The following is a 22,733-nucleotide window of genomic DNA, read 5'->3' on the forward strand; positions in this document are numbered from 1 at the left end:
CGGATTTCTTAATCTTAGTATAGCACTAAGCTAGATTTGCTACATCAGTCCTTAGGCCGATTTAACAAGAGGAGCTTTCCACGACAGAGACCACAACGATAACGCTTGGTATCGATTTTTCGCTTTCTTTGATAGATTTGGTGACAAGTCTGACAAGTATAGACTAAGCTTGGCTTTTGATTGGCACTTGATAAGGGAGGAACAAAGCGGAGACCATCGACCTCTTTTAGAAGTTGCTTAAAGGCTAAATCCTTATGCTGATAGCCCTTGCCTTCAAAGTAAAGATGGTAATGACAGAGCTCATGACGAACAATTTTACGAAAAACCTCTAAACCAAGTTCTTGATATACTTTGGGATTGAAATCCAAATGACCATCCTTAGGGAAAAATCGCCCACCTGTCGACCGTAGACGAGTATTCCATTGAGCTTGGTGTTTGAAAGGTTTTCCAAAATCTTCTATAGAAACCTGTTTAACGTAATCAGTTAGATTCATTTGGTGCAAGAAGCGACAGATTCACTTTTTCGCGGTCAGCGTCGATTTTTTTCACCCAAACGGTTACCAAATCGCCGACTGATACTACTTGACTTGGATGTTTGATAAATTTCTTACTCATGTGAGAAATATGAATGAGACCATCCTCATGGATACCGATATCAACAAAGGCACCGAAGTCAACGACGTTGCGCACAACTCCTTCAAGTTTTTGCCCAACTTGTAAGTCTTTGATATCCAAGACATCCTGACGAAGGACTGGAGCATCAAAGGAATCACGGAAATCACGTCCTGGTTTGAGAAGGTCAGCGATAATGTCTTTAAGTGTTTCTTGACCGAGTTCTAGCTCTTGAGCCATTTCCTTGATTGAAACGGATTTTAGCTTGGCTTGCGCTTCTTCATTTAGGTCTTTAATATCTAAGCGTTTGAAGAGTTCCTTGACCGCTGCATAGTTTTCTGGGTGAACACCAGTATTGTCAAGGATGTTGCTGCTTTCAGGAATACGAAGGAAACCAGCAGCCTGCTCAAAGGCCTTAGCACCTAGTCGAGGAACTTTCTTGATTTGGGCTCGTGAAGTGATTTTTCCTTCTTCCTCACGGTACTTAACGATATTTTCAGAGATGGTTTTGTTTAGTCCTGCAACATGTGAAAGTAGGGCTGGACTAGCTGTATTGATATTGACACCAACTTGGTTAACAACTGTATCCACCACGAAATCAAGACTTTCAGATAGTTTTTTCTGACTAACATCGTGCTGATACTGGCCAACACCGATGGATTTAGGGTCAATTTTAACCAATTCAGCAAGGGGATCTTGCAAGCGACGAGCGATTGAGATTGCCGAACGTTTTTCAACGGTTAGTTCTGGAAACTCCTGACGGGCAAGTTCACTAGCTGAGTAGACAGACGCACCACTCTCATTGACAATGACATAGCTAACTTCTGGAAACTCTTTCAGAAGTTCTGCCACAAAGGCTTCACTCTCACGACTAGCAGTTCCATTTCCGATAGCGATAATTTCAACACCGTATTGGCCAATCAAATCTGCCAAATCACGCTTAGCTTCTTCAATCTGACGAGCTGAAGCTGGTTTGACTGGATAAATGACTTGTGTCGTCAACATTTTCCCAGTCGCATCAACGACCGCAAGCTTGGCACCTGTACGAAAAGCAGGGTCAAAACCAAGAACCACGCGCCCTTTAAGAGGTGCTACCAGAAGAAGATTACGGAGGTTTTCTGAGAAGAGTTGAATAGCTCCTTCTTCTGCCTTCTCTGTTAACTCTGTACGGATACGACGCTCGATAGTTGGCAGTACCTTCTTCTTAACAGATTGCTGAATAACTTCTTCAATATAGGCATTTTTAACCTTAAAACGAGCAGCAAAGAAGGCTTGAATACGTTCAACCGCATGCTCAAAACCAATCTTCAAGATGCCTAACTTCTCACCACGATTAAGGGCAAGAGTACGATATCCCTGCATGTTAGGAACCGTCTCTGAGAAATCGTAATAAATCTGAAAGACTTGCTTTTCATCTAGAGTTTCGTCTTTAAGTTGAGATGTAATTTTAGAATGTCTAAGAACTTCTTGATAAGTCATCGAACGCAAGTTGACATCCTCAGAGAGAGCTTCAACCAAAATATCAACTGCACCTGCTAAAGCATCTTGTGGAGTCTCGAATCCTTCACAGACAAATGCTTCTGCTTCTTTTTCTAGGTCAGAAACATTTTGTAAGATTAAGCGAGCAAGAGGGAAAAGCCCCGCCTCACGCGCAATCGTTGCCTTGGTGCGACGTTTTTCCTTATAGGGAAGATAGAGCTCTTCAACGTCTGCGAGTTTTTCAGCAGCTAAGATGGCTTCTTCTAACTCTTTGGTCAACTTACCTTGCTCTTTGATTTTTGACAAAACAGCTTCCTTACGGTCATTGAGGTTGGTAAGACTTTTATCAAGGTCGATAATAGCTTTGATAGCCACCTCATCCAAACTACCAGTCATGTCTTTCCGATAACGAGCGATAAAGGGAATGGTTGCTCCTTCTGCTGTCAAAGACAAGACCGTATCAATTTGCTTTAAGGTTACACCCAAATCTTGGGAAATTTTTTCATATTTTTTATCCATGAATCTATTATACCATAAGGAAGAAAGCTTGTTTTCCTTAATTTGTTGCTTTATTTCAACTTTATAAAGAGAAAAGCAATGTTTGTTTTAAAATCCAACTATTTCCCAGAAATAATAGTATAATAGAGGAAACAATAAGAATTGAGGTATGCCCAATGGCTGTTAAATTTACAAAAACTGATGACTTAGATAAGATGTTCGAAGAGTTCGCTAAACTTCCTGATTTGAAGCAAGTGACATTTCCAGATGATAAAGAAAAGAAAAATAAGGCAGAAAAGAAAAAATAGATGACGATTTTTCAAAGTCTACCTTCTAGTGTGTTACAAGCTGGCGCTATCTTTTTATCAATCATCATTGAAGCCCTACCCTTTGTCTTAATTGGTAGCATTATCTCAGGTGCTATTGAAGTCTATGTGACTCCTGAAAAAGTATATAGATTTCTCCCTAAAAATCGTTTGGGGAGGATCTTTTTTGGTACATTTATAGGTTTTCTCTTTCCCTCTTGTGAGTGTGGAATTGTTCCGATCATCAACCGTTTCTTGGAGAAGAAGGTTCCAAGCTATACAGCTGTTCCATTTCTAGTAACCGCTCCTATCATCAATCCCATCGTACTTTTTGCAACTTATTCAGCCTTTGGTAATTCATTTAAAATGGTCTTACTCCGCGCTTTAGGTTCGATTCTTGTTGCTACTATATTGGGTATATTCCTTGGATTTTTCTGGGAGGGATCGATTCAAAAGGAAAATAGGCTGGCTTGTCATGAACATGATTTTGCTCATTTGACAAAAGATCAGAAATTTCTTCAGGTCTTCATCCAAGCTATTGATGAATTCTTTGATATGGGACGTTATTTGGTCTTTGGCTGTATTTTTGCTAGCATAGTCCAAGTCTATGTACCAACTCGGATCCTGACTTCTATCAGCGCAACACCTCTACTTGCAATCGTTCTCTTGATGGTTCTATCCTTTCTTCTATCACTTTGTAGTGAAGCGGATGCCTTTATTGGCTCTTCGTTGCTCTCTAGTTTCGGATTTGCGCCAGTTCTTGCCTTTCTGGTTATAGGCCCTATGCTCGATGTCAAAAACCTACTCATGATGAAGAATTATCTTAAAACTCGCTTTATTTGGCAGTTCATGATCATTGTGACTCTTGTTGTTCTTGTCTATTCTTATCTAGTCGGGGTGATGATATGATACGATTTCTTATTTTGATTAGTTATTTTTTCTTAACCCTTTATCTGCAGCTATCAGGTAAGCTCAATCAGTATCTAAACCTCCACTATTCTTATCTGGCTTATATAACAATGGTGTTGTCTTTCTTGCTAGCCATTATTCAAGCCTATATTTGCTTCAAGCGTTTGGAAGAACACAGCCACTTACATAGTTTTTCAGCCAAGCTTGCTAGTTTTGTCCTCTTAAGTTTACCTTTGTTAGTTGGATTTACCTTTCCAACTGTCGAGCTAGATTCGCAAACAGTATCGGCAAAAGGATATTATTTTCCTCTGTCAGAAGGAACGGACAAGGCAATCCAAGCAAGCGAAGGTACGAGCAGTCAGTATCTTAAGCCGGATACCAGTAGGTTTTATTCACACACAGCTTATGTAGACACTGTTCGTAAGATTGCTGATAAATACTTAACTCAATCTAGTATTGTCATCACCGATGAGAATTACTTGGAAGTCATGGAAGCTATTTATGATTATCCAAATGAATTTGAAGGCAAGGAAATCGAGTTCACAGGCTTTGTCTACAACGATCCGAATCACGCTAAAAGTCAATTTGTCTTTCGCTTTGGTATCATGCACTGTATCGCTGATTCAGGAGTTTTTGGCCTATTGACCACTGGAAATACCAATCATTATGACAATAACACATGGGTGAGAGTCAAAGGAAAGATTAGAAATCGCTACCACAAGGAACTTAACCAAGTCCTTCCAACAATCGAAGTCCAGTCTTTCATAAAAGTGGACAAACCAGAGAATCCTTATGTTTACAAAGAATTTTAAAAAAGTAGCCTGAGCTGGCTACTTTTTCTTGTTTAGTAAGGTTGAATGTTTGACGTATTCAAAAGATTAGTTTTCTGCATTACAGAATTCTAATACTGTCTGTTTATCTATTTTTTTACTTTTAGGATTTAAACATCCAAGCTTAATTTTTGCCATTAGCAATAAATGAATGTTCAGAGATCCATTTGGTGTAGCTAGCTAACCTTTCATCTGTTAAGGATTCTACTGCGATAGTTACACACATATCGACCGCTTCTTCAACTGTTACAGAAAAACGATAACTATTCAACTGCAGAAATTTCACCAAAACGAAGAAAACAGTTCGTTTATTAGCGTTGGCAAAAACACGCTTCTTAATCAATTGGACAAATAGTATCGTTGCCTTATCAAAAGTTATTGGATAAAAAGGTTTACCAAAAACAAATTGTTCTGGTAAATTGACAATCATATTTAAGGCAGAAGGACTAACTGTCTGAATTTTTTCATTAGGTGAATAACGTTGAATTGCTAAAGCATTGATTTTCTCGATTTGCCTTTCTGTAAGATAGACTGTCATTTTTTCACCAAAGCTTTGAAAACATCATCGTATTCATCAAAAATTTTGTCCAAATTTAAGTCAAAGACATCATCAGATACATAAGAAATCTGATGTCCAGACTCTTCGGGAGTAAAGATAATTTCACCATTTGGATTGGTAATGGTGATTGAATTTCCTTGTTTTCTTGTTTTTACAATCATATGACTCCCTCCTCTGGCGTATTATAATAAATAATTACCGTAATTACAATGACAGAATGTCAGTTAAAATAATTCAGCTTGAGAAATTTCTGCTAAGAACTCATCTGAATAAACCGAATAAATATTTAGATTGAACGCTTGGTGGTCGTTCATTGTTTGACCACATCTACATGTCCATTTTCCCATATCTAACCTCAGTCACGACTTAATTCTTCAAGGAAAAAATGATTGAGAGCTTCCCAGTCTTTCTTCTCCTCGGTAACACTTTGGATGTAATCGTCTAGTTCTTGTATATTTTTGGTGATGTAGTCCTGGATGGGCTTAATCGGCTCAATTTCCATACCTTCAGGTCCATTTATCTTGATATCAAGCAATCTAGACACATGCTCTTTCATTTCATCAGGAAGCAATTCTTTCACTAAATCATCAAATAAAATCGGTGGAACAGAATGATATTTTTCTATCCAACGACAGGCTAAAATTGGACGCAGAGCATAGAAGTACTTTTTAGGTTTGACCTTGTCTCCTGAAAGATACTTATTCATTTGAGTTCTAGCAGTATTCAAGTAATGGTGGAGCATCTTTTTCTCTGAAAAATACTGACTAACAAGCGGACGAATACGGTCAATAAAGCCTTCGTCTTGCTGGTAAACGATTGGCGACTGTAACCACTCAAAGAGAGTTGGATTTGACTTATAAAGCAACTTTAAAGCCTTGTCCAAATCCCAGCCACTCACATCCCAGGTATCGTCAATTGGTAGTTCTATGACATCGCGATGATCGTTCAAACTAAGATAAAAATCTTGCTTATGCTTGTAAATGAAACGCACATCAAAGTCACTATCCGGAGACTCAAAGCCCCAAGCGCGACTGCCAGACTCAATTGCCCACAATACGGTAACATCATAATCACGTTCAATTTCCGCTAGTTTTTCAGGTACCAGAATATTCATTTCTTCTTGTGTTTGCATGGTGCTTCTCTTTCTTATTAATTTCTTATACCCCATTTTATCAGAATCCTAGGACATTATCAAAAATTATTATAGTATCTACAGAAAAAAGCCTACGTTAGGCTTTTTCATCTGACAATATCTTTATACATGTCTGGTCGTCTGTCTCTAAACAAGCCCCAGTTTAGGCGCTCGCTTGCTCCCTTGTCGAGGTCATAAGTGGTTAAGAGGATTGCCTCATCTTGTCGTTCGGCTTGACTTAAAATAGCTCCTGTTTCATCAGTCATAAAGGATGACCCGTAGAAATTAAGACTTGAACTTTGTCCACCATTTTCCTCGCAAGGTTGAACTTCTTCCAAGCCATAGCGATTGGCTGCGATAACTGGCACAATATTTGCTGCTGCGTGTCCTTGCATGGTACGTTGCCAATGACCACAACTATCTGTATCCAAAATTGGTTCCGAACCAATGGCTGTTGGGTAAAAGAGTAATTCTGCACCATTTAAGGCAAGGCAACGGGCTGTTTCAGGGAACCACTGGTCCCAACAAATCCCAATACCAATCTTGGCATAGCGAGTATCCCAAACTTTAAAACCAGTATTTCCAGGAGTAAAGAAGAATTTTTCTTGATAATAATGGTCATCTGGTATATGCGTCTTGCGGTAAACTCCTAGCACTTCTCCATCAGCATCAATGACAGCTATCGAATTATATAAGACATTACCATCTTTTTCATAGAAACTAATCGGTAAAACGACCTTTAACTCCTTGGCAATCACTTTAAAATGCTGAATAGCCGTATTTTCTGTCACCGACTGGGCATACTGGTAGTAGTCATACTGTCGTTCCTGGCAGAAATAGGGACGTTCAAACAACTCTGGTAAGAGAATAATTTGCGCACCTTGCTCCGCAGCTTGACGGACTAAAAGTTCAGCTGTTTGGATATTCGTTTCGACATCCTTAGCGCATTGCATCTGAATAGCTGCAACCGTTACATTTCTCATCTTTTTCTCCTATTCTGGAATTTGTTGGGTAATACAGTGGATATTCCCACCCCCTAAAAGAATATCTCTTGCAGGGATTCCTACGACTTCACGGTCTGGGAAACACTGACTGAGAATATCTAAGGCCACTTGGTCGTTTTCGTCCTGAAATTGTGGCACCAAGACAGTCTTATTGGCAATATAGAAGTTCACATAGGAAGCTGCTAGTCTTTCACCTGCATAACGCTCCTCTTCACCTTCTTCATAAGTATATCCCGGCAAATCCTCCTCTGTAACTACTTGATGAATAGTTGGAATCGGGAGTTTATGAATAGTGAAGGGACGGCCTTTTGCATCGGTTTCCTTCTCTAAAAGAGCTAGATCTGCTGCAGACATGGCATACTGGGGATCATTTTCGTCGTCCGTCCAAGCTAAAACAAGCTCTGCAGGACCAACAAAGGCTGCTACATTGTCGACGTGTTCATTTGTCTCGTCTTGATAAATACCATAAGGAAGCCAAATGACTTTTTTAGCACCAAGACTCTCTAGTAAGGTCTTTTCAATCTCTTCTTTAGTCATATGAGGATTGCGACCCGGACTGAGAAGGCAACTTTCAGTCACAAGTATCGTTCCTTGACCGTCACTGTGAATAGCTCCACCTTCTAGTACAAAAGGTTTTGCATCGTAAACAGGTACCTCTAAGACTTCTGCAAAACGACTGGCCACTTGGTCATCTGCTTCATAGTCTTGATAGAGTCCATCCACAGAACCTCCCCAAGCATTGAAAGACCAATCTACCGCTAATTTTTCCCTTTTATTATTAAGGAGAATGGTCGGACCTGTATCACGAGCCCAGGCATCATTTGTTGGGATATCTAGATAGACGACCTGGTCTCCAAGATAGGATTGCGCTTCAGATAGATAGTCCTGCTCCACCAAAAGATAGACTGTTTCCCCTTGGGCAATGTTTTTGATGATTTGGCTAAAAGCTGTTTTTGCAGCCTTACCTTGAAATGGCCAAGACCCTGGTCGAGTAGGCCATATCATAAGAGTCCCATGGTGGGGTTCATATTCTGCTGGCATACGATAGCCTAATTTTTTTGGACTGTCCATCATGATAATCTCTCCTTAAAGTCTTGGTAACCAAATGCCTTGACTAAACTGCATTCACCCTCTTTATCCATCACATACAAACTTGGAAGTCCAATCCCGTTAAAGGTATTATTTTTGACAAAGGAGTAGATTGCCATATCCTCGAAGTACAATCTATCTCCAATCTCAACTGGATTTTCAAAACTATAGTCGCCAATAATATCACCTGTTAGGCAGGTATTGGAAGATAATCTATAAGTATAGGCTTTTTCTTTCGCTTCAAAGCCATCTCTCAATGGGGGACGATAGGGCATCTCAAGGACATCTGGCATATGACAACTTGCTGAAGCATCTAAGACTAAAGTCTCAATCCCATTTTCAACGATGTCTAAGACTTCAGTAGCTAAATAACCAGCATTGAGTGCAATCGCTTCTCCTGGTTCGATATAGACGTCAAGGTTATAGGTTTCACGAATACGTTTAATCTCAGAAATCAGCAAGTCCACATCATAGTCGGCTCTCGTAATGTGGTGTCCGCCTCCCATATTGAGCCATTTGACCTCATGCAAATAGGCTCCAAACTGCTCTTCTACTGCTTTCAAAGTCGTTTGTAAATCATCTGCCCCTTGCTCACAAAGAGTATGAAAATGAAGGCCGTCCACCAAGTCCAGCAAATCACTCGGTATCTTGTCTGATGTCACTCCAAAACGGGATCCAGGAGCACAAGGGTCATAGAGCGCGTGATCTCCTTGTGTTGAACATTGAGGATTGATGCGTAGACCTACACTAATACCAGCTTCACGACAAGGTTGACCATATTTTCGTAATTGTCTCTCAGAGTTAAAAACAATATGATCAGATATTTGAAGCAACTCTTCCATGTCAGCTTCCTTGAAAGCAGGCGCAAAGACATGGACTTCTCCCGGGAACTCTTCTCTAGCTAGCTTAGCTTCATAGAGACCACTAGCTGTCGTACCAGACAGATACTGACTAATCAAAGGATAGGTTTTATAGAGGGAATAGGCCTTTTGAGCTAGCAACACCTTACAGCCTGCCTTTTCTTGAACCTCTTGTAGAATGCGGCAATTCTCCTCTAATTTTCCTAAGTCAATGATATAAGAAGGTGTTGGTACTTGTTCTAACTTCATTAGTCCACCATTTGTGGATTTTCAACCACAACCCATGGCAAACCGTATTTATTCAAGGCTTCCATGAATGGATCTGGATCCAACTCTTCAAGGTTATGAACTCCTGGTTGTTTCCAAGTACCATCCATCACTAATTTTGTTCCAATCATGGCAGGAACACCTGTTGTGTAAGAAATTGCCTGTGAACCAACTTCTGCGTAGCATTCCTGGTGGTCGCAAACATTGTAGATGTAGATAGTCTTCTCAACGCCATCTTTGACACCTGTAAAGATACAGCCGATATTGGTTTTACCAACAGTGCGTGGGCCAAGGCTTGCAGGATCTGGAAGCAAGGCTTTCAAGAATTGAATTGGAACGATTTCTTGTCCATTGAAGTTAATAGTATCTGTACGGAGGAGTCCAACATTTTCAAGACATTTCATGTGCGTCAAGTAAGATTGACCAAAGGTCATAAAGAAGCGAATGCGTTTAACTCCTGGAATATTCTTTGCTAATGATTCAATTTCTTCATGGTGAAGGAGATACATGTCTTTTTGCCCAACTTGAGGGAAATCATACTCACGTTTGATAGACATAGCTTCGACTTCTACCCATTTTCCATCTTCCCAGTAAGAACCCGGTGCAGAAACCTCACGTAGATTGATTTCTGGGTTAAAGTTTGTCGCAAATGGATAACCATGGTCACCACCATTACAGTCCAAAATGTCGATATAATGGATTTCATCAAAATAATGTTTGAGTGCATATGCTGAAAAGACGCTGGTCACACCTGGGTCGAAACCAGATCCAAGCAGAGCGGTTAATCCAGCTTCCTTGAATTTTTCTTGGTAAGCCCACTGCCATGAGTAGTCAAAGTAGGCAGTAAAACCAAGTTCCTTACAACGTTTCTCATAGATGGCACGCCACTCAGGATCTTCTGTATCCTCTGCCTCGTAGTTAGCTGTGTCAATATAGTGCACACCTGTTGCCAAACAAGCATCCATAATAGTCAAATCTTGGTATGGTAGAGCTACGTTCAAAACAGCTTCTGGTTTGTAGCTTTCAATCAAGGCAATCACTTCTTCTACCTTGTCAGCATCAAGAGCAGCTGTCTCAATCTTAGTATTTGTTTTACCTTCTAATTTAGCCTTCAAGTCATCACATTTTGACTTGGTACGGCTTGCAATCATAATCTCTTTAAAAGTTTCGCTGTCTTGACAAATCTTTGAAATAGCAACCTGGGCAACGCCCCCACATCCGATAACTAATAAACGACTCATTTTCTTCCTTCCTCTTCTTCTAAAATGTCTTCTACATACTTGGGCAGCATAAAGGCTCCTACATGTAAGTTTGCAGTGTAGTATTCTGTGAAAAGCTGGCGTTTTTTCCAACCTTCCTTGTCAAAATCTTTGACAGGGTGGTATTTTTTCGATGCAAACCCAAATAACCAATAGCCTGCAGGACTGGTAGGGATATGTGCCTGATAAACTCGACTGATTGGAAAGGCTTGATTAACCTTGCGGTGCATGCTTCGACAAGCTGACTCATCTTCGTCAAAGAAGGGACTACCATGCTGATAGATCATGATTCCGTCCTCTTTAAGAGCCCTATAACTATTGCCGTAAAATTCCTTGGTAAAGAGCCCTTCCGTATGACCAAAGGGATCAGTCGCATCGTTAATGATAATGTCGTAATCATTTTCACAGTTTCTCAAAAATCTTAGTCCATTTTGGTAGTAGATGGTAACACGAGGATCATCTAGACCAGCAGCAAATTCTGGGAAGTATTCTCGACAAACCTCAACCAGCATCTCATCTGGTTCTACAATATCAATTTGTTCCAATTCTGGATAGAGAGTTAATACTTGGGCAACACCACCGTCACCACCCCCAATAACCAAGACTTTCTTGGGATTTGGGTGGACAGCCATGGGAACGTGTACGGTCATTTCATTGTAAACAAAATCATCTGCATCTGAGAACAAGACATGCCCATTTAAAATCAGTATTTTCCCAAAAGCTGGCGTATCCAAGACTTCGATATCCTGCCATTCACTTTTACCAGCATAGAGTTGCTTGGCTGTTCTCAGGGATAATTTCACATCTGGAGTATGAACTTCAGAAAACCATAAATCCATTTAGTTCTCCTTTCTCTCAATGACATTAATGTGGTTGACCTCTGGATCTTCCGTTCCTTGGAGGGAACAACCACGTTCTTTGGCAAATTGAATATAATCGACAAGACCTTGTGTAATGCGTTCACCGGGCGCTAGGATTGGAATACCTGGAGGGTAACACATGACAAATTCTCCGCAGACTTGTCCAACAGACTCGTCTAAGGTCAAACTTCTTCTCTCTGAATAGAAGGCTTCTTGTGGAGACAGCACTAACTCGGGCTGAATATATTCTCCAGCTATCAAGTCCTTTCCATCTCGTGAGTAGAGTCTCTTGATATCAGCCAAAGCACCAACCAAGCGCTCAATATCTTGGATACGGTCACCAATCGAAATGTAGGCCAAGATATTCCCGATATCACCAAACTCAATCTGAATGTCATATTCATCACGTAAGAGGTCATAAACTTCAATACCTGTTAAACCAATTCCCTGAGTGTAGACTGACAGCTTGGTCACGTCAAAATCACAAACGGTCACGCTATCTACTAACTCTTTTGAGTAGGCATAGTAGCCACCGATGGCATTGATTTCACGACGAGCGTACTCAGATAGCTCAATGACCTTCTCAAATGACTCTTTACCACGAAGGGCCAGATTGCGGCGTGAAATATCCAAACTAGACATTAGTAAGTAAGATGCTGATGTTGATTGGGTCAGGTTAATGATTTGACGCACGTACTCAGGATTCATCTGATCCCCAACTAAAAGAAGTGAACTTTGTGTCAAGCTACCACCAGACTTATGCATGGATACAGCTGACATATCTGCTCCTGCATCCATAGCAGATAGAGGAAGTTTATCTGTAAAATGCAGATGGGCACCGTGCGCCTCATCTACTAAGACTTTCATTCCAGCACCGTGCGCCATCTCTGTTAGCCCCTTAAGATCTGAACAAATCCCATAGTAGGTAGGATTGTTGATTAGGATAGCCTTGGCATCTGGATGTTCCTGAATAGCTTGTGCTACACGCTCATTTTCAAGCCCCAAAGCAATACCGATTTTTGGATCCACACTCATTTCGATATAGATGGGAATAGCGCCACATAAAACGAGAGCATTGATGGCTGATTTATGGACATTTCGAGGAAGGATGATCTTATCTCCAGCTTTACAAGTGGAGAGAATCATGGTTTGAACAGATGAGGTTGTACCGCCAATCATTAAAAAGGCATGAGCAGCACCAAAAGACTCAGCCGCTAGTTCCTCTGCTTCTCTGATAATCGAAATGGGATGCCCCAGATTATCCAAGGGCTTCATAGAATTGACATCAATCCCTACACATTTTTCCCCTAAAAGTTCAACCAACTCTGGGTTACCACGGCCACGCTTGTGACCAGGTACGTCAAACGGTACAATTCTTTTCTTTCGTAATTTGACCAACCCCTCATAGATGGGAGCTTGGTTTTGATTTAACATTATAAAGACATACTCCTTTATCATATTTTTTACACCTTAACCATGTAAGGCTCTAAAGGATACTTATGAAAAAAGAGCAGGTTGGCACCTGCTCTACAATCTACTGACGTGTTTATGTTTGTTTCTTTTGAGTATGTCTGTTCCTGATGTTTCCTAACTCTCTAGTAGCAAATATTACGTACTTTATTGATCGTTTCACAAGATGACGTGTGCTTTCACCACACTAACAAATCTATACGAATTAGGACAAGTGTCCTAACATCAACTTATAAAAGTAGGCTTTTAACCCTATCAATAATGTGGCTTTTCAACCACGCTTCGGCATTCAACCCTGCCTGTCCGTAGGCATTTTTTACTCGGGTTTATATTTGCTAGAAAACATCATCTCATTTTCTAAGCTTCATTACTATATCATGTTTTCGTATTCTTGTAAAGTATTTTTAGAAACTTTTTTAAATAAATTCATTTTTTTCGTTCGTGAAATTGCTTTAACTTAAAAATGGAAATCGTTTTAAATTTAAATCAAAAAACAAAAAAAGAAACTAAATAGATTAGTTTCTTTAATGAATCATAAGCATTATCAACTATTCAAAATCCTATCTACTCATCTCGTGCTACTTGAATAGCTAGCTCAAAATCAGTCATCAAATAATTTTCATCTAGTCGGATAAGACTATAATATTCATTCCAAAATAGAGAGTCACTGTTACTTGACCACTGTAATCCATACCACAATTGAGTGACATCACTTGTATGTGATGGGGGGATTGACCATAGATGCTTTTTAAAAGTTTCTTGAACAAGTGGAACATCCAGTCGACTAGTCAAGTCGAGTTCATCCAATTTCAAAATTATAGAATGTTCTTTAGCTGCTTCAATGCTATCCTTGTTAAATCGAACCTGAATAACCTTAGAATCTTCTAGAACCACGTCCTTATCTTCTGCCCCGTAAAAGGAAATACTCCCAAGAACTATGCCATCTTTTGCAAAGAGATAGGGAGCGTAGGGAACAGCATTGCTATCAAGTCTGAAGCCTTTTTCGATAGTGACTGACTTATCTCCTGAATACTTTTGGAAATTGCCTTCTGTCAGGAGGTCTTCGGAGTCGCTACCACCATCACCTTGTCTTACATAGATATCAAATCCAGCTTCCATCAGATCACTTGCTTTTGTTTCTGCTAACGTGATTTTACTTTCATTAATTTGCAAAATCGGTGCTTGAGGCGGGAGTCCAATCGTGAGATTAAACATGACTCCTACTAGAAAAACCATAAAGGTTATAAGGAGGGCGAGCATAGACTTCCCTGTTCGTTTTCGAGCATTAAAAAGGGCCATTAGAGCTGGTAGGAGGATCATTTTGGCTAAAATAGAATTCCCAACACCACCTCTATTTAAGGTCTGAAAAGCAAACATCCCCGCGATTGCAATCAGGGACAGGTAGACCAAAATCTCGCCTAGACCCAGTTTTTCTGTTCGAGTTTGTTGATTTACAGGGGTTTCGTACAATGACTGCCCATTCTCTCTCCTCTTTTTTAGAAAGAGATAAAAGCCCAGACCGAGTAGCAGATTAAAGATTGCAAAAACTATTAAAGTACCTATTATCGCCGTCCTACCCATGGCTCTTTACTCCTTTATGTTCTCTCACAAATCTTATCTTTCTCTTTAGTACCCAATTCCCAATCAATAAAACCAGCAAGAAGAAGGGGCCACCTTCTATGACCACAATGGGCAAAGCCAGTAGAGCAATCATCAAAAAACTAGCTTTCTTTTGACGCAAACTACCGCCCCATTCTCCGTTTATCAGTACCCCCAAATAGTCGACGTAATCAGTAAACCAAGCCAATAAGGGATTTTGAAAATCATTGAGCCTTAGGTAAATGAACATAGCAGTATTAAGCAAAACATAAAGAATTCCAAGGACTAGAATAATCTTTTGACTAGTTCGAGTAGCCTCTAGAACGATTCTATCTCTCTTCTCTGGTTTTATTTCCTTGAGACTTGGATTCTTACAAGAGAGTTTTTCAAATCTATAGGCCAGAAATCGGTAGAGATAATACTTTTTTATATCACGCTTCATAAAACCTCCAATCTAGGAAGGGCACTCAATTATAAATCATGGTTTAAACATCTAATTTCAAGGAATTTCCTTCCAAATAGACGGCTTTTGACTCAGTGATTTTGATTTTTTGCTCTTCTGAAAATCCAATGGTTTCACCGTCCTTTAAGGTGACATCACTGCCTAAAACATACTGAAGAATGGACAAGAGGAAATAATATAAGTCATCGCTATTCATAGGAGACTCGATAATCTCAATCTCAATTTTTCCAAACTCTTTCAAACCATAAGTGTAAATACTAGTTTTATCTCCCTGGTTGATAATTCCCATATAAATCCAGAGTTGAAGGGGAAGCATTTCTTCTTTCAAAAGGTCAGCCAGGTCTAGATAAAGATCTTTGGGTAAGAGCAAGGTGGTAGAACCCTGATAAATACCAATAGCTGATTGACTAGTTTTTAGGATAGAGGCATTGACTTTAGTTAATAAGGAATAAGTTTCTACTGGCGAAAGATTGTCAGACAAAATAGAAACAATGGCGTGTTGTGTGTGCTCCTGTGTTTCCTTCTCAACATCCTGCCAGAGGTAAGAATAGGCATACAATTCTTCAAATTCTTGACTTGGGATAGGAAGATCCATTAAAGCCAGCGCAACGAGAGCACCATCAATCACAAAGGTTGCACTAGAATCATCCCCAGAAACTTCAGAAATTTCAAGCCCCCAGTGAGTTTTCAATTCCTGAACGACCTGATCTAAAGAATAGGCCTGCTTGCCTTTGAAGAGGGTCATGGACAAGATCAGTTGTTTTTTCTTCTCTGACTTTTCTTTCTTACTAGTAAATAGATTTTTTAAAAAATTCATAGGACTTCTCCTTTTTTTCATATTAGTTGGGAAGCAAAGCTATCTTGGTCAAAGTGAGTCGAGATACCAAGTTTCCTCATCCTCAAAACCGTAAAATTTCTCATCAAGTAGCCAATTTCCATCTACCAAACTAAGTACAAACTGATGCTTCATTTCTAAGGCTTCTTGATAATGGGTGATAATTCTTGCTTCTTCAGCTTTTGTCATGATAAAATCTACAGAAAAATCATTCTTTTTAACATAGTTATACTCACTTGGGGAGCCATAAGAATTTCGAACTCCTCCTTCCAAGTATTTTTGAGTCACTCGTCCAGTTAGAAGTTGCATTTGCCTCTGAAAATAGTCATCCATAAGTTCATTCCACTTGGGATGAACTTGATTTGCTGGGATGCCAAGGGCTTCTTTTTTCTTATCCAGTGCCCTGTTACGCTCAAAAATTTCCTCTTCTAACAAGGTTAAACTTTTGAGTAAATCAAGCAAGGGTGGGATGATTCTTTCTGCCAGAGTTTGATATTTTTCAGGGGTATTTTTATAGTTCACTCTCATAATAAGCCTCTTAATCATCTTGGATTAATTGCTTTAATTCTAGGTCTGAAAGAAAGCCTTCCATGTAGAGTTTCCTAAGTAAATCTTTATCTACGGTAATTTCATAATAGTCAGTCACAAACTCATGAAATCTCTCAAAGCTATCAAAAAGGTAAGAGAGCAACCATTCTCCGCCATCCTGATCTTGGTAAGTCTGTTGATGCGCATGACCATCATACCAGATAAAGAAGGTTGTTTCATCTTTTTGGTCTTCTGAATAAAGTGAGAGATACTTTTCATCCAGTCCTTTATAAAAACTATCGATGATATCTTGATTCCACTCGTCAGCAGCAAACTGGCTTAAACTACTTTCATGATCAAAACCTTTTATGAGGATCATTTTATCAGTCAAAATCACATCTAAAGAATCACCAGAGCCATTGTCAATAAGATAGCGGAGTCCATAGTCTTCCTCAGTCTTAATCACGAGTCTAAGCCAATCCTCACTCGGATCTGTTAGATACTCATCAATGACCAGAAAGGCATCTAAGCGAGTCTTTATCTTGCCCCAATCAATCTTTCTCATCTCTAAAAACCTCCATCTTATTCTTGCAATTTATCAAGATCACAAGCCCTATAACGAGCTGTTAGATAGCCTGAAAAGCTAATCTGAGGGATATTCCACTCATTAGCCAAATAAATCGAACAATCTACCTGATCACCTAGAGGGGAACTTGCTGAGAAGACATATCTTCCCAAATCCTCATTATTAGGATTTCTTTCAACTTGACCCAATCTGCTAGTATTGAACCAGTCTTTAAACAGTAACCAGATTTGCTCGGCATCTTCGTTTAATAGGGAGACTTTCAAGTTGTAGCTGATTCCGACCCTACATCTTTTTTTGAATCCTGACTCATCAGCCTTACAAACTTTTATCGATCCCTTATCATACTGCCAGTTATCACTATCTAATAGGGGAAATTGAACAGATAGATTGTCTTTAAATCCCTGCATAGTATCAAATAAATCTTTGGAGGCGGCTTCGAATAATTCTAGTTCTTCCATAGTCTTCTCTTTATTTTTCATAGCTATTCACATTTCGATTTAATCTGCATCAACCCAGATCTGGTATTTTTGACAATGGAGGCATCTAAACAAATAACCACAGATAGGCCCGTCTTTGACCAAGTAGTCTTCTACCTCTTGATATTCTACACGCGCTTCATAGTCTGCCAAGACTTGCTCAGCGATTCCCATATCCTTCAATTCTCGAGTTCCAACTGTACCCAAGTAAGCACAATAATCTTGGCAACAAGAAAGCCAATATTCTCCCTGCCAACTAGAGTAGCCTGGGGTCTGACAAAAAAGCAGCTGATTCTTTTCTGGATCCAATTCACCCTGCCACTCGGCATCTTGGATAAATTCTGCATCGAATTTTTTAGCTGCTTGACCATTTGCAATGCACATTGGGCAAAGGTATTCTATATCCTCTATACTATAAGGTATCAAGGCATAATAAACATTGCTTTCTTTCCCACAAGATGGACAAACCTTGGCTTCTCCTTCAACAAATGAACCTGTAGCTAAGGGATCTGGATGATAGAGAAAATGTGGCAAAGACTGTAATAGCTTCTGTCTTTGCTTCTTCTCTTCTTTTCTTAGAGGACGAGGAAGGGCAAAACGATCGCCATGACTCTGACTCATTTCTTGTAAACGGCTCAGTTTCTTTATCTGTTTTCGATCAGGTTTGTCTAAGATTTCGGTCAATAAGCTATAGGCACTAGTGTAGAGACCCAATTGTTCATAGAGGTCAACTAAGACTTTTTTAGCTTCTAAATCCTCAGACTTAGCTAATTCATCAGCCAAATCATAAAGAGCTACAACACTGGAAGAATTTCCATCTTGTTCCAGGTATTGCTTTTTTAAAGTAATATACTTTTCTAGAAATGGATTCATGGGACTACCTTTCTAATGGAATATAAAAACCTTAACAAATAGTAACCAGGACATTTCCATTGAGCTCCAGAATCTTTTTGTAAAACTCTTTCATATTTACAAAACTGATTCGAATATCATCCTTGATTTCTTCCTCTTCCTCAAGATAATCCCAAATATCAGGATACAAGTCAGCTTTCTTGCATGCTTCCATACTAAAGTTAGCCATAGCCCTGTCCATGTCAAAACTTTCTAGAGCTTCTACGATCTCGACTATCTTGTTTTTTTCAGTATAGGCTATGTACTCAGACACTTCTTCTAAAGGAGTCACTCCTAAAACTGCTTCTCTCAAGGGATTGTCATCCAAAAATTCTGAACTACTAAATCCTGTCATGAAAAAGAGAAGAGCATCCCACATTTTGTCAATATCTAGTAAGATATCATGACTATCAGCGGAGTCCTCAGCAAAATCTAACAAGTCATCTTCTTGCTTAGAAAGACCTTTTATTTGTTCTAATTCATTGTCTGGTAAATATTGATAATTGGCAATCATTCCCATGATTTTTCTCCTTTGAATCTTGTAGGATAATACTGATGTTTCTAGCTCTTTTTCTATAGAAAATGCTATAATGGAGCTAAGAAATTGTTTAATTGAATGTTAAATAGGGGGAACAGTCATGTTCACTAGTATTGTTTTGGGTTTTTATGCTCTTTTCTTTCTATCCTTGTCCTTTACTATCTATCTCTATATCAGACTTGTAGTTGCTGTTAGACAAGGGAAAGATGTCCCAAAATGGATTTATAAACTTGGCCATGCTGTTCAAGGAAGAATTCACGTTGACTATGAAGAAATCACTGATGCTAATACCCTTAAAGAGATTCATTGGTTCTTGCTAATCTATTTAATCGTAAATCTACTCGTATTGTCTGTCTTCTACTATCATGGTAATAGCTTTCCTCAAGCCATTTATGAATGTTTGAAAAAACAATTTTTTATCGTAATTGTTAGTATGGTTTTAAAAAGTATTGGCAAATTTGTTGTACTGGCTATAAGAAAAAGCTTTCAAAACAGTCATGTCTATGCATCAACCAACGCTTTTATCGGGACAGCTTTTTTAACGAGTTATGTTTTTATGTTTTGCATGATGATGAGTGGTCTTCCGGCTCAACCTGTTCCAGTCACCATTCAAGATACTACTGTAATTATCGGGGAGACCAAGGCTTCCGAGCTTTTAGACCAAGGCTTTAAATTCGAAGATAAGAGTCCAGAGAGCTCCATCACCAATCCCAAAAACGACCACTTCTACTACGGTCAGCTTCTCGAAGTCAAGCGGGATAATCAGTCCTACGGTTTTATGAGCCTTACTCCCACAGGTAAAGATACTGATCAGCTCAAAAACTGCGTCATCACCTATTACAGAACACCTAAGGATAACAATCAGCTAGAAGAAATTTCCATCAATCATGTCAAGCTAGCAAATCTCAAGCTCCAAGATTTTCAAACACGAAAATTAATCAATATCTTTGAAGTCAATCCTGCTGATTATAATGTCTCTGATAAAGATAACAACTTTATCCTAACCATTCAAACAGCAGATTACGACCTCTGGAAAAGATACAGGATTGAAGCCAAGTTTAATAGAGATGGTTCCCTAGATAGCTATGGTGTCAGAGCCCAACATAGTATTTGGGAATGATTCACCCCTTATTTTCCTCTTATCAGATAGACATTAGACTGAAAAAATATCATCTACAAGTTTGTAGCTTTCGATGAATCGAAGGCCAGAAGAGCCTTTATCTCTAGTGATTTCTTCATAAATATCTTCTAAATTTTGGGCAGGTGCCAGCATCCAAAGACTGAAAGGTCTAAGCTTCACCTGTCCAATTTTTTCAATATTTCCTAATAATTGCCCTAAATCTTTGTGATTGAACCAGCAATCTGTAACCAGAGCAAACTTTGTATTGTCCATCTTACAGGAAATTTGACTGGTCAAAAAATCATCGATTGTGGGCTTTTTTGTTTGTAAGAAGCGCGTGCAAGCCAGATGGTACTCAATCTTTCTAGGACTCTGATCAACCATAGATACAAAGACAAGACCATACGCATCTTGGAACTTTACAGCAAGGATATCTCCTTCTTCAAAGTAAGGTTTGCGTTTAGCTTTTGCTTTAGGAACCTTTAGAGGTCTAGGATTTTCAGTTTGCAACTGGATAGCAAGTTTATCCAAGACCTTTTGCCTTTGCTTCAAAGCCTTTGAATCTATTTCAAACCAAAATGGATCGGGACCTTTTTTGATAAGCTCTAAGGTTTTATCTCTGATGTCGTCTGTCAGATGACCAATCTTCCACAGTGAGTAGGCAAGAGCTGTCCAATAAATTTCTGTAAAAAAGTCTGCTTGACAGTAATCATTCTCCGCATCGAGGATATCCTTGATAATATTGGACACATGATCACCGTCTCTATAGCGACCAACTACCTCATTATAAATGTCATAGCCTTGATCACTGTCAATGATTTTAACGCCATCAATAGCCATTCTCAACTCCTAATGCTCAATCGACATCTTATCGATAACTCTCAAAACTTATTTAATCTTATGTTTGTTCATTTTCTCTTGGAAAATATCTGTAAGAATTTGTCGTAATTCTTGAGCTTCCTTTTCAGGAAGTTGGCCTTCTTGTTCAGCTACAGCATACAACTCTGGATACTCGAGCGAGATTCTCTTAACAGTACGAGTAATGGCATGTTTTCTAACAAAAAATGGAATCCGTTTAATCATATCTTGAGGAATTAAGGCGATAATCTTATCGGCAGTTTCCTTATCGTTCAGCTTAGAGAAAGTTAGTCCCTTTTTAATCATATCTTGTTCTTTTTCTGTAAAATCTTTAATATCCATTATGTCTCCTTATGACTATTTTATTTACTTCTATTATACTATTTTTTTAATTGGTCGAATGAAAAATCTCTATAAATCACTTCTTTACCAAGAACGGAATCTGTTGTAACAGGTAGTTTTTTCAGCAATTCTTGGATATCAATATCTTTGGGAAGAGAATTAAATTCTCCCAGACTATTTTCCTGAAGATGTGCTGCAAAGATAAACTCTCCCTTTTCCCAATCCATAGCACAATCATTGATAAGATCTACTGGAGACAGGTCCAACAGTTCTTGCTCTTGCGCTATAAAAGTCTCGTAGATCAACTCAAAAATAGCTTCTTTATCAATTTTTACAACTCTTAATGTATATTCATCCATGCTTGCTGTCCTCTAATCATATCAATTTAACTATCATTCGGTTGGTAACTTCTTATCCCACTCTTTAGGCAAATCATCCTATTTTTAGAGTTGAACCCATTTATCATTGTCCATAATAAAGGGCTTCGCTAGACCTTCACCTGTATAGTTTTCGTATTTTGTATCTAGATATTTGTAGCAATCTTCCTTGGTTGCAAATTTGATAGCTTGATAAGGCTCCTCAAAGGTTAACTTTTCGACAAAGAGATAACCGTCCTCGCTTGGCACAAGTATGCCGACATGACCGATAAAGAGGGATTGACCATCCAAGTCATCATGGACTACTACGGAGAGCATTCTTGCATTTTCATTAAACTTGAATTGAGAAAGGAACTGTTCCATCTTAGCAGCATGCACCTTAACATCTGTCGTTGCTTCGGTCTTGACTCTTGAAAATAAGATATCAAAAGCATCCTTGTCTTCCGTACCAAAGATTTTGCCCTTATCAATGGCATCGTTATCGACAAACAAGAGAGAATCATCTTTCTCTAACTTAGGGATTTCGATAGAATTTTTCAATAAACAATAACTGTTAATACGACAGTTAGTCCCGATAAAATCACCTTTTTGAGGAGTCCAAAGATTGCTAATCTTTTCTACGTCATAGTCTGTTTTGGTAAATGTAGAAAAATCTCCAGTTAAGCCTACTGAACCAACAGTCGCGTTATAATCATTTACAAGGTTGAAAAATGCATCCACACTGTCTTTATCCAAATGTGCGGCCAAGGCTTTCCGAACTTCTTCTGCACTCGGTTGATTGTTCAAATTGCTATAAGTTGCTTTCCAGGAAACCTGATTCGACTGTGATTGAGTCACTGAAGTTTCAGCAGTACTATCAGATGTCTTTTGAGTTTGACTACAAGCTACTAAGGTCAAAAGAAGTGTTGAGCAAAGACCAATAGTCGCTAATCTTTTAAATTTCATAGGCTTTCCTTTGTTTAAAAAAATTGTTGTTAAAGGTAAATA

The 22,733-nt window shown here is 39.0% G+C and carries 27 protein-coding genes; 4 read left to right on the plus strand and 23 right to left on the minus strand.

Annotation, left to right across the window (positions count from 1 at the left end):
• Positions 1-44: 44 nt before the first annotated feature.
• The gene (locus tag O3611_RS02855; protein WP_281335595.1) at positions 45-494 is read right to left on the minus strand and encodes a SprT family protein; all 450 of its coding nucleotides are present in this window, start codon (positions 492-494) and stop codon (positions 45-47) included.
• Positions 481-2,610, minus strand: coding sequence for a Tex family protein (locus O3611_RS02860; RefSeq protein WP_371607756.1), 2,130 nt, complete (start codon positions 2,608-2,610; stop codon positions 481-483). The genes O3611_RS02855 and O3611_RS02860 overlap by 14 nt, the downstream gene beginning before the upstream one ends.
• A 155-nt stretch (positions 2,611-2,765) precedes the next feature.
• Between O3611_RS02860 and O3611_RS02865 the strand changes: the two genes are divergently transcribed.
• The 3 genes from O3611_RS02865 to O3611_RS02875 are packed head-to-tail and all read left to right on the plus strand — an operon-like array spanning position 2,766 to position 4,615.
• Positions 2,766-2,897, plus strand: a complete 132-nt coding sequence (locus O3611_RS02865; protein WP_371607757.1) for an SPJ_0845 family protein — start codon at positions 2,766-2,768, stop codon at positions 2,895-2,897.
• Positions 2,898-3,803: a permease gene (locus O3611_RS02870; RefSeq protein ID WP_371607758.1), complete on the plus strand. Its 906-nt coding sequence runs from the start codon at positions 2,898-2,900 to the stop codon at positions 3,801-3,803.
• Positions 3,800-4,615 (plus strand): TIGR03943 family protein, encoded by an 816-nt coding sequence (locus O3611_RS02875; protein ID WP_371607759.1) that lies wholly within the window; start codon positions 3,800-3,802, stop codon positions 4,613-4,615. Before O3611_RS02870 ends, O3611_RS02875 begins: the two co-directional genes overlap by 4 nt.
• 142 nt (positions 4,616-4,757) lie before the next feature.
• Here the strand turns inward: O3611_RS02875 and O3611_RS02880 are convergent, their stop codons facing one another.
• From O3611_RS02880 to O3611_RS02960, 17 genes are all read right to left on the minus strand, one after another.
• Positions 4,758-5,171, minus strand: a complete 414-nt coding sequence (locus O3611_RS02880) for a type II toxin-antitoxin system death-on-curing family toxin (RefSeq protein ID WP_371607760.1) — start codon at positions 5,169-5,171, stop codon at positions 4,758-4,760.
• Complete coding sequence (locus tag O3611_RS02885; protein WP_371607761.1) at positions 5,168-5,353, minus strand: AbrB family transcriptional regulator; 186 nt, start codon at positions 5,351-5,353, stop codon at positions 5,168-5,170. Before O3611_RS02885 ends, O3611_RS02880 begins: the two co-directional genes overlap by 4 nt.
• A 194-nt stretch (positions 5,354-5,547) precedes the next feature.
• On the minus strand, positions 5,548-6,324 hold the full coding sequence (locus tag O3611_RS02890) for a nucleotidyltransferase domain-containing protein (protein ID WP_281335590.1): 777 nt from the start codon (positions 6,322-6,324) through the stop codon (positions 5,548-5,550).
• 107 nt (positions 6,325-6,431) lie between these two features.
• Entirely contained in the window at positions 6,432-7,307 is an 876-nt protein-coding gene (gene aguB, locus O3611_RS02895; protein WP_371607762.1) for an N-carbamoylputrescine amidase, read from the minus strand.
• 9 nt (positions 7,308-7,316) lie between these two features.
• Positions 7,317-8,402 (minus strand): agmatine deiminase, encoded by a 1,086-nt coding sequence (gene aguA / locus O3611_RS02900; protein ID WP_371607763.1) that lies wholly within the window; start codon positions 8,400-8,402, stop codon positions 7,317-7,319.
• Positions 8,399-9,526 carry a carboxynorspermidine decarboxylase gene (gene nspC / locus O3611_RS02905; RefSeq protein ID WP_371607764.1) on the minus strand — a complete coding sequence of 376 codons (1,128 nt, stop codon included), beginning with the start codon at positions 9,524-9,526 and terminating at the stop codon, positions 8,399-8,401. The genes aguA and nspC overlap by 4 nt, the downstream gene beginning before the upstream one ends.
• Positions 9,526-10,785, minus strand: coding sequence for a saccharopine dehydrogenase family protein (locus tag O3611_RS02910; protein WP_248034272.1), 1,260 nt, complete (start codon positions 10,783-10,785; stop codon positions 9,526-9,528). Before O3611_RS02910 ends, nspC begins: the two co-directional genes overlap by 1 nt.
• Positions 10,782-11,642, minus strand: a complete 861-nt coding sequence (speE, locus tag O3611_RS02915; RefSeq protein ID WP_371607765.1) for a polyamine aminopropyltransferase — start codon at positions 11,640-11,642, stop codon at positions 10,782-10,784. Before speE ends, O3611_RS02910 begins: the two co-directional genes overlap by 4 nt.
• Positions 11,643-13,097: an aminotransferase class I/II-fold pyridoxal phosphate-dependent enzyme gene (locus O3611_RS02920; protein ID WP_371607766.1), complete on the minus strand. Its 1,455-nt coding sequence runs from the start codon at positions 13,095-13,097 to the stop codon at positions 11,643-11,645.
• A gap of 600 nt (positions 13,098-13,697) precedes the next feature.
• On the minus strand, positions 13,698-14,714 hold the full coding sequence (locus O3611_RS02925; RefSeq protein ID WP_371607767.1) for a hypothetical protein: 1,017 nt from the start codon (positions 14,712-14,714) through the stop codon (positions 13,698-13,700).
• Positions 14,707-15,174 carry a hypothetical protein gene (locus O3611_RS02930; protein ID WP_371607768.1) on the minus strand — a complete coding sequence of 156 codons (468 nt, stop codon included), beginning with the start codon at positions 15,172-15,174 and terminating at the stop codon, positions 14,707-14,709. Before O3611_RS02930 ends, O3611_RS02925 begins: the two co-directional genes overlap by 8 nt.
• 43 nt (positions 15,175-15,217) lie before the next feature.
• A complete protein-coding gene (locus O3611_RS02935; protein WP_371607769.1) occupies positions 15,218-16,012 on the minus strand; it encodes a DUF4261 domain-containing protein in 795 nt (264 codons plus the stop codon).
• A 48-nt stretch (positions 16,013-16,060) separates the two neighbouring features.
• A complete protein-coding gene (locus O3611_RS02940; RefSeq protein ID WP_371607770.1) occupies positions 16,061-16,558 on the minus strand; it encodes a hypothetical protein in 498 nt (165 codons plus the stop codon).
• Positions 16,559-16,568: 10 nt separating this feature from the next.
• Positions 16,569-17,123, minus strand: a complete 555-nt coding sequence (locus O3611_RS02945; RefSeq protein ID WP_371607771.1) for a hypothetical protein — start codon at positions 17,121-17,123, stop codon at positions 16,569-16,571.
• A gap of 17 nt (positions 17,124-17,140) precedes the next feature.
• Positions 17,141-17,623 carry a hypothetical protein gene (locus O3611_RS02950; RefSeq protein ID WP_371607772.1) on the minus strand — a complete coding sequence of 161 codons (483 nt, stop codon included), beginning with the start codon at positions 17,621-17,623 and terminating at the stop codon, positions 17,141-17,143.
• An 18-nt stretch (positions 17,624-17,641) separates the two neighbouring features.
• Entirely contained in the window at positions 17,642-18,493 is an 852-nt protein-coding gene (locus O3611_RS02955; RefSeq protein WP_371607773.1) for a CbrC family protein, read from the minus strand.
• A gap of 31 nt (positions 18,494-18,524) precedes the next feature.
• Entirely contained in the window at positions 18,525-19,031 is a 507-nt protein-coding gene (locus tag O3611_RS02960) for a YfbM family protein (protein ID WP_371607774.1), read from the minus strand.
• A gap of 118 nt (positions 19,032-19,149) precedes the next feature.
• Between O3611_RS02960 and O3611_RS02965 the strand changes: the two genes are divergently transcribed.
• On the plus strand, positions 19,150-20,169 hold the full coding sequence (locus O3611_RS02965) for a hypothetical protein (RefSeq protein WP_371607775.1): 1,020 nt from the start codon (positions 19,150-19,152) through the stop codon (positions 20,167-20,169).
• A gap of 33 nt (positions 20,170-20,202) precedes the next feature.
• On the opposite strand, the gene O3611_RS02970 is transcribed toward O3611_RS02965, so the two are convergent.
• From O3611_RS02970 to O3611_RS02985, 4 genes are all read right to left on the minus strand, one after another.
• A complete protein-coding gene (locus tag O3611_RS02970; RefSeq protein WP_371607776.1) occupies positions 20,203-21,009 on the minus strand; it encodes a hypothetical protein in 807 nt (268 codons plus the stop codon).
• 48 nt (positions 21,010-21,057) lie between these two features.
• Entirely contained in the window at positions 21,058-21,369 is a 312-nt protein-coding gene (locus O3611_RS02975) for a hypothetical protein (RefSeq protein WP_371607777.1), read from the minus strand.
• A gap of 38 nt (positions 21,370-21,407) precedes the next feature.
• Positions 21,408-21,728 (minus strand): hypothetical protein, encoded by a 321-nt coding sequence (locus O3611_RS02980; protein WP_371607778.1) that lies wholly within the window; start codon positions 21,726-21,728, stop codon positions 21,408-21,410.
• Between the two features lie 84 nt (positions 21,729-21,812).
• On the minus strand, positions 21,813-22,691 hold the full coding sequence (locus tag O3611_RS02985; protein WP_371607779.1) for a DUF4300 family protein: 879 nt from the start codon (positions 22,689-22,691) through the stop codon (positions 21,813-21,815).
• Positions 22,692-22,733: the final 42 nt, after the last annotated feature.

The sequence above is a fragment of the Streptococcus sp. 27098_8_91 genome (assembly GCF_041432385.1).
Classification (GTDB): domain Bacteria; phylum Bacillota; class Bacilli; order Lactobacillales; family Streptococcaceae; genus Streptococcus.